This window comes from Peterkaempfera podocarpi, from assembly GCF_042466665.1.
In the GTDB taxonomy this organism is placed as follows: domain Bacteria; phylum Actinomycetota; class Actinomycetes; order Streptomycetales; family Streptomycetaceae; genus Peterkaempfera; species Peterkaempfera podocarpi.
In genome coordinates this window covers 6617725-6631630 of sequence record NZ_CP162102.1, presented here as the reverse complement: position 1 = coordinate 6631630, position 13906 = coordinate 6617725, and the positions used below count along the sequence as shown (strand labels likewise).

The following is a 13906-nucleotide window of genomic DNA, read 5'->3' as shown; positions in this document are numbered from 1 at the left end:
CCTCGGCGGCCGGACATGGTGATGCCGCGGCGCCTGCTCCGGTGCGGTCGGGGTGGGGCAGGCGCCGCGGCGTACGCTCCCCGGCCCGCCGCACATCGGTGTGCGGCGGGCCGGGGCCGTCAAAGATGCCGTCAGACCGTCAGCGGGCGGTCGGTCGGGCGGATGGGGGCCGGCAGAGCGGTGCTGCCGCCGAGGTGGGCGTCGACCGCGGCGGCCGCGGAGCGGCCCTCGGCGATGGCCCAGACGATCAGCGACTGGCCGCGGCCGGCGTCGCCGCAGACGAAGACGCCGTCCACGTTGGTGGCGAACTTCCCGTCACGGGCGATGTTGCCGCGGGCGTCCAGCTCCACACCGAGCTGCGCGACCAGGCCGTTCTGCTGGTCGGTGCCGGTGAAGCCCATGGCGAGGGTGACCAGCTGCGCCGGGATGGTGCGCTCGGTTCCCTCGACGGGGTTGAAGCGTCCGTCCTTGAACTCGACCTCGACCAGGTGGAGTTCCTGGACGTTGCCGTCCTCGTCGCCGGTGAAGCGGGTGGTGTTGACCGCGTAGACGCGCTCACCGCCCTCCTCGTGGGCCGAGGTGACCTTGTAGGTCAGCGGCATGGTCGGCCAGGGCTGGTGCCCGGGCCGCTCGTCGGACGGCCGGGGCATGATCTCCAGCTGGGTGACCGAGGCTGCGCCCTGCCGGTGGGCGGTGCCGACGCAGTCTGCGCCGGTGTCGCCGCCGCCGATGACCACGACATGCTTGCCCGCGGCGGTGATGGGCGGCTCGACGAAGTCGCCCTCCTGGACCTTGTTGGCCAGCGGCAGGTACTCCATGGCCTGGTGGATGCCCTGGAGTTCACGGCCGGGCACGGGCAGGTCGCGGGCGGTGGTGGCGCCGGCGGCGACCACCACGGCGTCGAACCGCTCGCGCAGCTGCTGGCCGGTGATGTCCTCGCCGACGTGCACGCCGGTGCGGAACCGGGTGCCCTCGGCGCGCATCTGCTCGACGCGCCGGTTGACGTGGCGCTTCTCCATCTTGAACTCGGGGATGCCGTAGCGCAGCAGCCCGCCGACGCGGTCGGCGCGCTCGTACACCACCACGGTGTGCCCGGCGCGGGTGAGCTGCTGGGCGGCGGCGAGGCCGGCCGGGCCGGAGCCGATGACGGCGACGGTCTTGCCGGAGAGGCGCTCGGGGATCTGCGGCGTGACGTCGCCGTTCTCCCAGGCCTTGTCGATGATGGTGACCTCGACGTTCTTGATGGTCACCGGGGCCTGGTTGATGCCGAGGACGCACGCCGACTCGCACGGGGCGGGGCAGAGCCGCCCGGTGAACTCGGGGAAGTTGTTGGTGGCGTGCAGCCGCTCGCTGGCGGCGTTCCAGTCGTCGCGCCAGGCGAGGTCGTTCCACTCGGGGATGAGGTTCCCCAGCGGACAGCCGTTGTGGCAGAACGGGATGCCGCAGTCCATGCAGCGGCCCGCCTGCTTGGTGATGACCGGCAGCAGGCTGCGCTCGACGTAGACCTCGTTCCAGTCCCGGATGCGCACGTCGACGGGTCGACGTTCGGCGTGCTGCTGCGGGGTGGTGAGGAATCCCTTCGGGTCAGCCATTAGCCGCCTCCATCATCTTCGAGGTGGTCTCGGACTCGGAGAGCCCGTCGCGCTCGGCGGCTTCCTTGGCGGCGAGCACTGCCTTGTAGTCCCTGGGCATGATCTTGGAGAACCGGGAGACGCCGGCGCCCCAGTCGGCGAGGAGTTCGGCGGCGACGGTGGAGCCGGTCTCCTCGTAGTGCTGCTGCACGGTCTCGCGCAGCCAGCCGCGGTCGGCCTCGTCCGGGCCCTCGATGCCGACCATCCCGCCGTTGACGTGGGAGGGGCGCAGGTCGAGGACGTAGGCGATGCCGCCGGACATGCCGGCCGCGAAGTTGCGTCCGGTCTCGCCGAGGACAACGACCCGGCCGCCGGTCATGTACTCGCAGCCGTGGTCGCCGACGCCCTCGACGACCAGGGTGGCGCCGGAGTTGCGGACGGCGAAGCGCTCGCCGGCCTTGCCGCGCAGGTGGATGCGGCCGCCGGTGGCGCCGTAGCCGATGGTGTTGCCGGCGATGACGTGGCTCTGGGCGTCGGCGCCGATGGCCGCGGCGTCGCGGGACGGCCGGACGATCAGGACGCCGCCGGAGAGGCCCTTGCCGACGTAGTCGTTGGCGTCGCCCTCCAGGCGCAGGGTGATGCCGCGGGGGACGAAGGCGCCGAAGGACTGTCCGGCGGAGCCGGTGAAGGTCACGTCGATGGTGCCTTCGGGGAGGCCTTCGCCCCGGTACCGCTTGGTCACCTCGTGGCCGAGCATGGTGCCGACGGTGCGGTTGACGTTGCGGATGGGCAGCTGGACGCGGACGGCCTCGCCGTGCTCGACGGCCTCGGAGCAGAGGCTGATCAGCTCGTTGTCGAGGGCCTTGTCCAGGCCGTGGTCCTGGGCCGTGGTGCGGTGCAGGGCCGCGCCGTCGGGCAGGGTGGGGACGTGCAGCAGCGGGGCGATGTCCAGCCCGGCGGCCTTCCAGTGGTCGACGGCCTCGGTGGCGTCGATCAGCTCGGCGTGGCCGACGGCCTCCTCGATGGAGCGGAAGCCGAGCTCGGCGAGGAGCTCGCGGACCTCTTCGGCGATGAACTCGAAGAAGTTGACGACGAACTCGGGCTTGCCGGTGAACCGCTCGCGCAGCACGGGGTTCTGGGTGGCGACGCCGACCGGGCAGGTGTCCAGGTGGCAGACGCGCATCATGACGCAGCCGGAGACGACCAGCGGGGCGGTGGCGAAGCCGAACTCCTCGGCGCCGAGCAGCGCGGCGATGACGACGTCGCGGCCGGTCTTCAGCTGGCCGTCGGTCTGCACCACGATGCGGTCGCGCAGGCCGTTGAGCAGCAGGGTCTGCTGGGTCTCGGCGAGGCCGAGCTCCCAGGGGCCGCCGGCGTGCTTGAGGGAGGTCAGCGGGGAGGCGCCGGTGCCGCCGTCGTGGCCGGAGATCAGCACGACATCGGCGTGGGCCTTGGAGACGCCCGCCGCGACCGTGCCGACGCCGACCTCGGAGACCAGCTTCACATGGATGCGGGCGTCCGGGTTGGCGTTCTTGAGGTCGTGGATCAGCTGGGCGAGGTCCTCGATGGAGTAGATGTCGTGGTGCGGCGGCGGGGAGATCAGGCCGACGCCGGGGGTGGAGTGCCGGGTCCTGGCGACCCAGGGGTAGACCTTGTGGCCGGGCAGCTGGCCGCCCTCGCCGGGCTTGGCGCCCTGGGCCATCTTGATCTGGATGTCGTCGGCGTTGACCAGGTACTCGGAGGTGACGCCGAAGCGGCCGGAGGCGACCTGCTTGATCGCGGAGCGGCGCTCGGGGTCGTGGAGGCGCTCGGGGTCCTCGCCGCCCTCGCCGGTGTTGGACTTGCCGCCGAGGCGGTTCATCGCGATGGCGAGGGTCTCGTGGGCCTCCATGGAGATGGAGCCGTAGGACATGGCGCCGGTGGAGAACCGCTTGACGATCTCGGAGACCGGCTCGACCTCGTCGATGGGGATGGAGGGGCGGTCGCCGTCCTTGAGCTTGAAGAGGCCGCGCAGCGTCATCAGCCGCGACGACTGCTCGTTCACCCGGTCGGTGTACTGCTTGAAGATGTCGTACCGGCGGGCGCGGGTGGAGTGCTGGAGCCGGAAGACGGTCTCGGGGTCGAAGAGGTGGGGTTCGCCCTCGCGGCGCCACTGGTACTCGCCGCCGATCTCCAGTGCGCGGTGCGCGGAGGGGATGCCGGAGGCGGGGTAGGCCTTGGCGTGGCGGGCGGCGACCTCGCGGGCGACCTCGTCGAGGCCGATGCCGCCGAGCTTGGTGGTGGTGCCGGCGAAGTAGGTGTCGACCAGGTCCTGGGAGAGGCCGATGGCCTCGAAGACCTGGGCGCCGCGGTAGGAGGCGACGGTGGAGATGCCCATCTTGGACATCACCTTCAGGACGCCCTTGCCGAGGGCCTTGATGAGGTTGCGGATGGCGCGCTCGGGGTCGACGCCTTCGATGAAGACGCCGGAGCGGACCTGGTCCTCGACGGACTCCATGGCCAGGTAGGGGTTGATCGCGGCGGCGCCGTAGCCGATCAGCAGCGCGACATGGTGGACCTCGCGGACGTCGCCGGCCTCGACCAGCAGCGACACCTGGGTGCGCTGCTTGGTGCGGATGAGGTGGTGGTGGACGGCGGAGGTGAGCAGCAGGGAGGGGATCGGGGCGTGCTCGGCGTCGGAGTGCCGGTCGGAGAGCACGATGATCCGGGCGCCGTCGGCGAGCGCGGCGTCGGCCTCGGCGGCGATCTGCTCCAGGCGGGCTGCGAGGGCTGCGCCGCCGCCGGAGACGCGGTAGAGGCCGGAGAGGGTGACGGCCTTGAGGCCGGGCTGGTCTCCGTCGGCGTTGATGTGGACGAGCTTGGCCAGCTCGTCGTTGTCGATCACCGGGAAGGGGACGTTGACGGTGCGGCAGGAGGCCGGCTCGGCCTGGAGCAGGTTGCCCTCGGGGCCGAGGTTGGAGCCGAGGGAGGTGACCAGCTCTTCCCGGATGGCGTCCAGCGGCGGGTTGGTGACCTGCGCGAAGAGCTGGGTGAAGTAGTCGAAGAGCAGCCGCGGCTTGTCGGAGAGGGCCGCGATGGGGGTGTCGGTGCCCATGGAGCCGATGGGCTCGGCGCCGGCGCGGGCCATCGGGGCGAGGAGGACGCGCAGCTCTTCCTCGGTGTAGCCGAAGGTCTGCTGGCGGCGGGTGACCGAGGCGTGGGTGTGGACGATGTGCTCGCGCTCGGGGAGGTTGCCCAGCTGGATCTGGCCGGCGGCCAGCCACTCGGCGTAGGGGTGCTCGGCGGCGAGGGCGGACTTGATCTCGTCGTCCTCGACGATGCGGTTCTCGGCGGTGTCCACCAGGAACATCCGGCCGGGCTGCAGGCGGCCCTTGCGGACGACCTTCTCCTGGGGGATGTCCAGGACGCCGACCTCGGAGGAGAGGATGACCAGGCCGTCCTCGGTGATCCAGTAGCGGGCGGGGCGCAGGCCGTTGCGATCCAGGACGGCGCCGATCTGGGTGCCGTCGGTGAAGGTGACGCAGGCCGGGCCGTCCCAGGGCTCCATGAGGTTGGAGTGGTAGCGGTAGAAGGCGCGGCGGTCGGCGTCCATGGTGGCGTGGTTCTCCCACGCCTCCGGGATCATCATCAGCACCGAGTGCGGCAGCGAGCGGCCGCCGAGGTGGAGCAGCTCCAGGACCTCGTCGAAGGAGGCGGAGTCGGAGTGGTCCGGGGTGCAGATCGGGAAGATCCGGTCCAGGTCGCCGGGGATGAGGTCGGTGGCGAGCTGGGACTCGCGGGCGCGCATCCAGTTGCGGTTGCCCTTGACCGTGTTGATCTCGCCGTTGTGGGCGACGAAGCGGTACGGGTGGGCGAGCGGCCAGCTCGGGAAGGTGTTGGTGGAGAACCGGGAGTGGACCAGGCCCAGCGCGGAGGCGTAGAGGCGGTCGGAGAGGTCCGGGAAGAACGGCTCCAGCTGCCCGGTGGTGAGCATGCCCTTGTAGACGATGGTGCGGGCGGAGAGGGAGGCGAAGTAGATGCCGATCTCACGCTCGGCGCGCTTGCGGACGACGTAGGCGATCCGGTCGAGGTGGATGCCGGTGCGGGTGTCCTGCTCGTCGGCTGCGAGGAAGAGCTGGCGGAAGCGCGGCATCACCGAGCGGGCGGTGGCGCCCAGCAGGTCGGGGGTGACCGGGACGTCGCGCCAGCCGAGGACGGTGAGGCCCTCCTCGGCGGCGATGGCTTCGGTGCGGGCTGCGGCCTCGGCGGCGGCTGCGTCCTCGTCGGGGAGGAAGGCGATGCCGACCGCGTAGCTGCCGGCGGCGGGCAGCTCGAAGGCGGTGTTGGCGCGCAGGAAGGCGTCGGGGATCTGGGTGAGGATGCCGGCGCCGTCGCCGGAGTCGGGCTCGGATCCGGTGGCGCCGCGGTGCTCGAGGTTGCGCAGCACCGTGAGCGCCTGCTCGACGATGCGGTGGTCCGCAGTGCCGGTCAGCGTAGCCACGAAGCCGACGCCGCAGGCGTCGTGCTCGTTGCGCGGGTCGTACAGGCCCTGGGCAGCGGGGCGCGCGTCCTTGACGGCCGCGTAAGGCCCGGAGCGCATGGACGCAGACAGCATCGGCTCTCCCGTCGTCGTCTTTTGGCAATTCGCTTGCGCAAGAGAGACGACGTTGGCCCTCTGCGATTTCGTGCAGGTTACATGATGCCGCGTGTACCGGGAAGTGGGATTCTGCGTCCACGATTCGGACGCATCCCCTGGTCAGGCACTGTTACCCGTGGGTAGAGGCATCGGGGGACGACGAAGGATCACCCGCACGTCCTGGAAAGTGTGCCCCTTGCCGCAGACAGTGAAACCGCGCCGAAACACCTGCGTCGGGGACAGATCTGCGCGACACTGCGCCCTGCCTCCGCGACGGGAGGCCATCTGCCCTCTTTCGATGGTAGGCGACCGGGCCCGGCGGATGGCTGTGTGGAACATCACGCCTTCCACTGCATGACTATGCAGTGGAAGGCACTGATCGTACGGAGGCGGCGGACCCGCCTCAGCCGATGCCGCTGCCGATCAGCCGGCCGAGCAGAAAGGTCACACCCGCGGCGGACCCGCCCAGCAGCAGCTGCCGCAGACCGCTGTACCACCAGCTGCGGGCGGTCACCCGGGAGACCACCGCACCGCAGACGAAGAGTCCCAGCAGCGCCACCGCCAGCGCCGGAAGCAGACTGCTCGCCCCCAGCAGATACGGCAGCAGCGGCAGCAGCGCCCCCAGCGCGAAGGCCACGAAGGAGGAGACCGCCGCCAGCAGCGGCGAGGGCAGGTCGTTGGGGTCCACACCCAGCTCCTCGCGGGCGTGAATCTCCAGTGCCCGCTCCGGATCCGCCGAGAGCTGACGGGCGACCTCGGCGGCCAGCGCCGGCTCCACCCCGCGAGCCACATAGAGCTCGGCCAGCTCGGCCAGCTCGTCGTGCGGGTTGTGGCGCAGCTCCCGGCGTTCGACCTCCAGCTCTGCCTCGACCAGCTCGCGCTGGGAGGCCACCGAGGTGTACTCCCCCGCCGCCATGGAGAACGCGCCGGCGGCCAGGCCTGCCAGCCCGGCCAGGACCACCGTGGTCCGGGAGGCGTCACCGCCGACCACACCGGTCATCAGGGCCACATTGGAGACCAGGCCGTCCATCGCGCCAAAGACGGCGGGGCGCAGCCAGCCGCCGTTGACGTCGCGGTGGCTGTGCTGGTGCGCCTCGGCCACGACCGGTTCCACGACCGGCTCGGTGATCGTCGATGCCACGCTGTCCGTCCCCTCGTGCCGCTGCCCCGACCCCACCGCGGAGGCCCTCACTCACGTCAACGTAGTGCCCCAGGGAACTTCTTTCCAGCAAGGGAAGGCTGACCGAACTCCCTGGTCGCAGGCGGTTTCCGGCCGCGCCGGCGGCCTGGTCGGGGAAAGGCGGCGGCCGCCCCCGCCGATGGGCGGGGGCGGCCGCAGGGCACGCGGAGCGGGCGGGTCAGATGCGCTTGCCCGCCTCGGGGGCCGGATCCGGGACGGCGTCGGCCCCGCGCGCGTCGTCGATCCGGGCTGCCTCGGCCAACGCGGTGTCACCGGCGGACGGCCTCGGCTTGTCCGCGGGGTCGGCGGGGTCGGCGGGGCCGGACTGGTCGGCGTCGGCGCTGCGGTCGGCAGCTTCAGCGCCGTCCGCGTCCTCGGCTGAGCCGGTCGGGCCGCCGTCCTGCGGGTCGTCGACGGCGGCGCGGGCCGCCGGGTCGATGTCGGTCTCCCGGCCCGGGTGCCGCTTGGCGGAGAGCACCAGGTAGACCACGGCACCCACGAAGACCACGATCGAGGTCCAGTCGTTGAGCCGCAGCCCCAGGATGTGGTGCGCCTCGTCCACCCGCAGGTACTCGATCCAGAACCGGCCCACCGTGTACGCCGCGACATAGAGCGCGAAGGCACGGCCGTGGCCGAGCCGGAACCGGCGGTCGGCCCAGATCACCAGCACCGCGACCCCGATGCACCACAGCGACTCGTAGAGGAACGTCGGGTGGTACGTGGCCAGGGCCTTGGTGGCGTCCGGCCGGTGGTCGTAGTCGATCTTCAGAGCCCAGGGCAGCGTGGTGGGCTTGCCGAAGAGCTCCTGGTTGAACCAGTTGCCCCAGCGGCCGCAGGCCTGGGCCAGCGCGATACCGGGGGCGACCGCGTCCGCCCAGGCGGGCAGCGGCACCCCGGCACGGCGGCAGCCGATCCAGGCACCGACGGCGCCCAGCGCGATGGCGCCCCAGATGCCGAGGCCGCCGTTCCAGATCTTCAGCGCGTCGATCGGGTGCTTGCCCGGGTCGAAGTAGAGCTGGTGGTCCGTGATCACGTGGTAGAGGCGGCCGCCGACCAGTCCGAACGGCACCGCCCAGACCGCGACGTCACCCACCGTGTGGGAGGCGCCACCTCGGGCGACCCAGCGTTTGCTGCCGAGCCAGACGGCGACGACGACGCCGATGATGATGCAGAAAGCGTAGGCGCGCAGCGGGATCGGTCCGAGGTGGATCACGCCCCGCGACGGGCTCGGGATGAATGCAAGGTCCATGGCAAGGAAGACGCTACCGTGCCGAAGCCGACACGTCGGTACCGGTTGGGGCACAACCTGCGCCGCCGCGTCCGAATGGGTCCGCGGCGGCGCAGGTTGTGCGGGTCAGGGTTGGGTGGAGCGGACGCCCGGCGCCTGGGGCGCTGCGGCCCCGCCGGCGGCCGGGGCGGGCGAGGCTGCCGGGGCGTGCGAGCGGGCCGCATGGTGCGCGGCGGGGACGTGCGGTACGGCCGGAGCCGGGGCGGCAGCCGGGGTGTGCCGGATGCCGGCCTTCATGTGGGCTGCGGGGTGCGCCGTGGCAACGGGCGCATCCGCCGGGTTGACGGCCTTGGCCGAGGAGGGGGCCTTGGCCTTGCTCTTGGAGGAGCCCTTGGCCTTGGCCGAGGAGGAGGCCGCGGGCGAGGCGGGGGTGCCGAGCGGCTTGCCCTTGTTGGCGGCGTTCACCCAGGCGGTCAGATTGGCCGGGGTGATCTGCTGGCCGTCCTTGCTGGGGAAGATCGGCTTCCCGTTGAGCAGCACGGTGGGGGTGGAGGTGAAGCCGGATTGTCGAAGTCCTCCTGGACCGCGGAGACCCAGTCGCCGTAGGTGTTGTCCTTGACGCACTTCTCAAAGGTTGGCGTGACCAGTCCCGGTACCTGCTTGGCCAGGGTGATCAGCTTGCCCCGGTCGCTCCAGTCGTCGGAGGTCTCCGGCGGCTGGTTGGCGTACAGGACGTTGTGGTAGGCCCGGAACTTCCCGGCGTCCTGGGCGCAGGCCAGGGCGTTGGCGCCGTTCTTCGAGCCGGTGCCGTTGTCGTGCCGGTCGATGAAGGACACGATGTGGTAGTTCCCGACGATCTTGCCCTGGTCCTTCAGCTTGTCGACCGTGGGGCGGAAGGTCTTCTCGAAGAGCTGGCAGGCCGGGCAGCGCGGGTCCTCGTAGACCGTGAGGGTGGACGGGGCGTCGGGCGCACCGTCGGGGATGACCAGCTTGCGGTCGCCGATGGCACCGGCCGGGGCGGCCACCGGGGTGGCCGGCTTGCTCCGCATGCTCTGCACCGCGACGCCCACACCGACCGCCACGGCGAGTACGGCGACCACCGAACCGATCACCAACAGCTTCTTGTTGCGCCGGGAACGGGCTTCCTGGGCCTGCCTCTCGGCGAGCAGCCGCTCCCTGGCGCTGCGCTTGCCGTCTCGGTTCTTCTCACTCATCTGCATGGGCTGCCTTGCTGGTCACGGGGAGGACTGCATCCCGGGGCGGGACGGGCCGGCCGGTCGGCCGGAGCTCAGGGGCGGCGACGGCTCATGCGGCCAGCCAGCCGTCGGCGGAGAAGCGGCTTCGGGGCTTCCACATCAGCCAGGCGGCCAGTAGCAGGAAGCCGGTGTCGCGCAGGATCTCCTGGAGGTACTTGGTCTGCGAGGAGGCGACCTGGCCGCCGCCGCCGAAGCAGCCGCAGTCGATGGTCAGACCGCGGGCCCAGACCGAGGAGATGCCGGAGATGAACACCAGCAGCAGCACCCCGGAGAGGACGGCCGCGACACGGGTGCCCAGCCCGACCAGCAGCAGCAGTGCCAGCGCCAGCTCCAGGAACGGCAGACCGTAGCCGACCGGCTTGACCAGCGACTCCGGCAGGATCCGGTAGGCACGGACCGCCTGGGCCGCGACCGCCGGGTCGGAGATCTTCGCCAGCCCGGCCCAGGCCCAGACGGCGGCCAGGGCCAGCCGCACGGCGGTGGACACCCACGCGGCGGCCGACCCGTCCAGGGCCCGCCGCAGGCCCGGCACGGGCCCGGAGCCGCCGTCGTGGGGGCGGTCGTCGGAATCACGGGTGAACATGGCGTCCTGCGATGCGGTCATCGGGTCGTCCCCCTCGGAGAACCGGCCCGGCGTACGGGCGCGGTGCGGTCGGCAGCGGAAAGGTGCATGTCCTGGAAACCCGGCGGGGCGGGATCGGGGTTCCCCTCGCCGCGGCGTTCGGGTGCGCGCCGGTCAGCCGCGCGCCGCAAGCAGGAATCTCCTCAGTGCGGCGGGGTCCCCGGCCAGATCCGGACGGGCCGCCAGGTCGACCGGGCGTCCGTTGACCACCATGCCGGGGGTCCCGAAGCGCACCCTGCGGCCGTAGCCGTCGTAGACCCGCTGCGACGCGGCTGCCCAGGAGGCGTACCCCTGGGTGCGGACGGCGCGGTCGAAGGCCGGGCCGCGCAGCCCCGGCACCTCGGAGGCGATGTCCAGCAGCCGGCGGACGGTGAAGCCGTCCTGCCGCTCGGACGGCTGCTCCTCGTACAGCAAAGCGTTGAACACCGGGAAGCGGCCTGCCGCCAGGGCGGCGCGGGCGGCGTTGGCCGCCCGGTGGGCACCGTCACCGGGCAGCCGCGCATCCAGCGAGGACTCGACGACCCGCCGGATCCGCACGGTGCCCTCGGCCGCGAGCTCGGCCAGCATCCGGCCCTGTGCCTGCTCGAAGCGGCGGCAGCCGACGCGGCGGTAGTCCTCGTAGAGGGTGACGGTGACGGGTGCGCGGGCGCTGCCGACGGACATCGCCGCGCCGTCGGGGTCCAGGCGGGCGGGCAGCACCATCAGGGTGGCCGCGCCGGGGATCCTGGGGCCGGGCGGCCCTGCGGGCCGGGCCCCGGGGAGCGCGGGCGCTGCCGCCGGGCCGGCCAGCGGACGGCCGCTGAACGCCGTACGCAGCAGGCCGCCGTCTTCGCCCGACGCCGGCAGGCCGCGGGACTGCACCAGTACGGCCCGGGCGAGCCCGGTGCGGTCGCCGGGCCGGCCTCCGCGGTCCGCCAGCGCCCGCCCGACCGCCGCCTCGCCGGCCACGGCGGCGACGAGCGCGGCCAGGGCCACGCTGGCTCGCAGGATTCTGGCGCGCTGGTACCGGGCCACAGGGATCCTCTCGGTGACGGTTCGCCGGCGAAGGGCGGCGCCCGGGAAGGGGGCGCCGCCGGGACCTGCCGGTACCGCCAACGAGCGGAGGGCGGCACGGTTGTGCCGCGGCTGCACGGTCCACCCGTACGGGCGAGGGGATGCCCGGCGGTGCCCGCACCGGGAGCCTCCGTGCGGGCGCGGGGTCGCGCGCGCTCCCCCGACAAGGGACCGGCCCGCCGACTCGGGGGAGTCGGCGGGCCGGGTGGAACGGGGCGGCGGTGCTCAGCGGCGGCGGACTCCCGCCGCCAGGTCACCGGCGAGGGCGCGCACGGCGGCCAGGCCGACCTCCTCGTCCCCGGCCGCGTCCAGCAGCCGCTGGACGAACGCCGAGCCCACGATGACGCCGTCGGCGAAGGCCGCGACCTCGGCCGCCTGCTCGGCGGTGGAGACGCCCAGGCCGACGCAGACGGGCAGCTCCGTGGTGGCCCGGGTCCGCTTGACCAGGTCCTCGGCCTGGTGGCCGACCTGGGTGCGGGTGCCGGTGACCCCCATGACGGCGGCGGCGTAGACAAAGCCCGAGCCGACGGCGGTGATCCGGGCCAGCCGCTCGTCGCGGTTGCTGGGGGCGACCACGAAGACGGTGTCCAGGCCGTGCTTCTCAGCGGCCGTCCGCCACTCCTGCGACTCCTCCACCGGCAGGTCGGGCAGGATGCAGCCCGCTCCCCCGGCGGCGGCCAGATCGGCGGCGAACCGCTCGACCCCGTAATGGTCCACCGGGTTCCAGTAGGTCATCACCAGCACCGGGGCGTCCACGGCCGAGGCGACCTCGCGGACGGTCCGCAGGACGTCGGCGATGCGGATGCCGCCGCGCAGCGCGATGTCGTCCGCGGTCTGGATGGTGGGCCCGTCCAGCACCGGGTCGGAGTGCGGCAGGCCGACCTCGACGGCGTCGCAGCCGCCCTCGATCAGGGCGCGGACCGCCTTGATGCCGCCGTCGACGCTGGGGAATCCGGCCGGCAGATAGCCGATGAGGGCGGCGCGGTTCTCCGCCTTGGCCGCGGCGAGGGCGGCGCTGAGCTTGCTACGGGTGCTCATGGTCACTTCCCCAGCTTCTCGTCGGCGTCTGCGGTGATGGCGCGGTCGGACGGGGCTTCGGGGTCGCGCCCCGGGTCGTCCAGCAGGCCGAAGTACTCCGCGGCGGTGTGCATGTCCTTGTCGCCGCGGCCGGAGAGGTTCACCAGGATGACCGCGTCGGGGCCGAGCTCACGGCCCAGCTCCAGGGCGCCGGCCAGGGCGTGGGCGGACTCGATGGCCGGGATGATGCCCTCGGTGCGGGAGAGCTGCAGCAGCGCCTGCATGGCCTGGTCGTCGGTGACGGGGCGGTACTCGGCCCGCCCGGTGTCCTTCAGCCAGGAGTGCTCCGGGCCGATGCCCGGGTAGTCCAGACCGGCCGAGATGGAGTGCGACTCGATGGTCTGGCCGTCCTCGTCCTGCAGCATGTAGCTGCGGGCGCCGTGCAGGACGCCGGGGCTGCCCTTGGTGAGGGTGGCGGCGTGGCGGGGGGTGTCGACGCCCTCGCCGGCGGCCTCGCAGCCGATCAGCCGCACGTCGGTGTCGGGGATGAACTCGTGGAAGATGCCCATGGCGTTGGAGCCGCCGCCGACACAGGCCACCACGGCGTCGGGCAGCCGGCCGACGCGGTCCAGCACCTGGGCGCGGGCCTCGATGCCGATGACCCGGTGGAAGTCGCGGACCATCATGGGGAAGGGGTGCGGTCCGGCGACGGTGCCGAAGAGGTAGTGGGTGGAGTCGACATTGGCGACCCAGTCGCGGAACGCCTCGTTGATGGCGTCCTTGAGGGTGCGGCTGCCGGACTTCACGGCGATGACCTCGGCGCCCAGCATCCGCATCCGGGCCACGTTCAGGGCCTGCCGCTGGGTGTCGACCTCGCCCATGTAGATGGTGCAGTCCAGGCCGAACAGGGCGCAGGCGGTGGCGGTGGCCACGCCGTGCTGGCCGGCGCCGGTCTCGGCGATGACCCGGGTCTTGCCCATCCGGCGGGTCAGCAGAGCCTGGCCCAGCACGTTGTTGATCTTGTGTGAGCCGGTGTGGTTGAGGTCCTCGCGCTTGAGCAGCACCCGGGCGCCGCCGGCCAGCTCGGAGAAGCGACGGACGTCGGTCAGCGCGCTGGGCCGGCCGGTGTAGTCCTTGAGCAGGCCGTCCAGCTCGGCGGTGAAGGCCGGGTCGGCCTTGGCCTTCTCGTACTCGTCGGCGACCTGCTCCACGGCGGCGACCAGCGCCTCCGGGATGAAACGTCCGCCGAAGCGGCCGAAGTAGCCGCGGGCGTCCGGAACCTGCGGTCCGGCGTGATGGTCCGTGGACATGACGGATCCCTCTGTGTGTGGGCCGAATAGCTGTGGTCGTACCAGCTGCGTGCG

The 13906-nt window shown here is 72.4% G+C and carries 10 protein-coding genes; all 10 read right to left on the bottom strand.

Features of this window, described 5'->3' with window-relative positions:
• Window positions 1-131: 131 nt before the first annotated feature.
• On the bottom strand, window positions 132-1592 hold the full coding sequence (locus AB0761_RS29260) for a glutamate synthase subunit beta (protein WP_377272140.1): 1461 nt from the start codon (window positions 1590-1592) through the stop codon (window positions 132-134).
• Entirely contained in the window at window positions 1585-6165 is a 4581-nt protein-coding gene (gene gltB / locus AB0761_RS29255) for a glutamate synthase large subunit (protein ID WP_377272139.1), read from the bottom strand. Before gltB ends, AB0761_RS29260 begins: the two co-directional genes overlap by 8 nt.
• A 424-nt stretch (window positions 6166-6589) precedes the next feature.
• Window positions 6590-7315 carry a VIT1/CCC1 transporter family protein gene (locus AB0761_RS29250; protein ID WP_377274380.1) on the bottom strand — a complete coding sequence of 242 codons (726 nt, stop codon included), beginning with the start codon at window positions 7313-7315 and terminating at the stop codon, window positions 6590-6592.
• Window positions 7316-7544: 229 nt separating this feature from the next.
• The gene (lgt, locus tag AB0761_RS29245) at window positions 7545-8615 is read right to left on the bottom strand and encodes a prolipoprotein diacylglyceryl transferase (protein WP_377272138.1); all 1071 of its coding nucleotides are present in this window, start codon (window positions 8613-8615) and stop codon (window positions 7545-7547) included.
• A gap of 105 nt (window positions 8616-8720) precedes the next feature.
• Window positions 8721-9134, bottom strand: coding sequence for a hypothetical protein (locus AB0761_RS29240; RefSeq protein ID WP_377272137.1), 414 nt, complete (start codon window positions 9132-9134; stop codon window positions 8721-8723).
• Window positions 9068-9808 (bottom strand): DsbA family protein, encoded by a 741-nt coding sequence (locus tag AB0761_RS29235; RefSeq protein ID WP_377272136.1) that lies wholly within the window; start codon window positions 9806-9808, stop codon window positions 9068-9070. The genes AB0761_RS29240 and AB0761_RS29235 overlap by 67 nt, the downstream gene beginning before the upstream one ends.
• A 91-nt stretch (window positions 9809-9899) precedes the next feature.
• Window positions 9900-10454: a MauE/DoxX family redox-associated membrane protein gene (locus AB0761_RS29230; RefSeq protein WP_377272135.1), complete on the bottom strand. Its 555-nt coding sequence runs from the start codon at window positions 10452-10454 to the stop codon at window positions 9900-9902.
• Window positions 10455-10586: 132 nt separating this feature from the next.
• Complete coding sequence (locus tag AB0761_RS29225) at window positions 10587-11486, bottom strand: DsbA family protein (protein ID WP_377272134.1); 900 nt, start codon at window positions 11484-11486, stop codon at window positions 10587-10589.
• A 264-nt stretch (window positions 11487-11750) separates the two neighbouring features.
• Window positions 11751-12563: a tryptophan synthase subunit alpha gene (gene trpA / locus AB0761_RS29220; protein ID WP_377272133.1), complete on the bottom strand. Its 813-nt coding sequence runs from the start codon at window positions 12561-12563 to the stop codon at window positions 11751-11753.
• Between the two features lie 2 nt (window positions 12564-12565).
• Window positions 12566-13852, bottom strand: coding sequence for a tryptophan synthase subunit beta (gene trpB, locus AB0761_RS29215; protein ID WP_377272132.1), 1287 nt, complete (start codon window positions 13850-13852; stop codon window positions 12566-12568).
• Window positions 13853-13906: the final 54 nt, after the last annotated feature.

Coding starts and splice junctions, on each gene's coding strand:
- AB0761_RS29260 (WP_377272140.1), bottom strand. CDS start 1,592: ATGGCTGACCCGAAGGGATTCCTCACCACCCCGCAGCAGCACGCCGAA.
- AB0761_RS29235 (WP_377272136.1), bottom strand. CDS start 9,808: ATGAGTGAGAAGAACCGAGACGGCAAGCGCAGCGCCAGGGAGCGGCTG.
- lgt (WP_377272138.1), bottom strand. CDS start 8,615: ATGGACCTTGCATTCATCCCGAGCCCGTCGCGGGGCGTGATCCACCTC.
- trpA (WP_377272133.1), bottom strand. CDS start 12,563: ATGAGCACCCGTAGCAAGCTCAGCGCCGCCCTCGCCGCGGCCAAGGCG.
- AB0761_RS29230 (WP_377272135.1), bottom strand. CDS start 10,454: ATGACCGCATCGCAGGACGCCATGTTCACCCGTGATTCCGACGACCGC.
- trpB (WP_377272132.1), bottom strand. CDS start 13,852: ATGTCCACGGACCATCACGCCGGACCGCAGGTTCCGGACGCCCGCGGC.
- gltB (WP_377272139.1), bottom strand. CDS start 6,165: ATGCTGTCTGCGTCCATGCGCTCCGGGCCTTACGCGGCCGTCAAGGAC.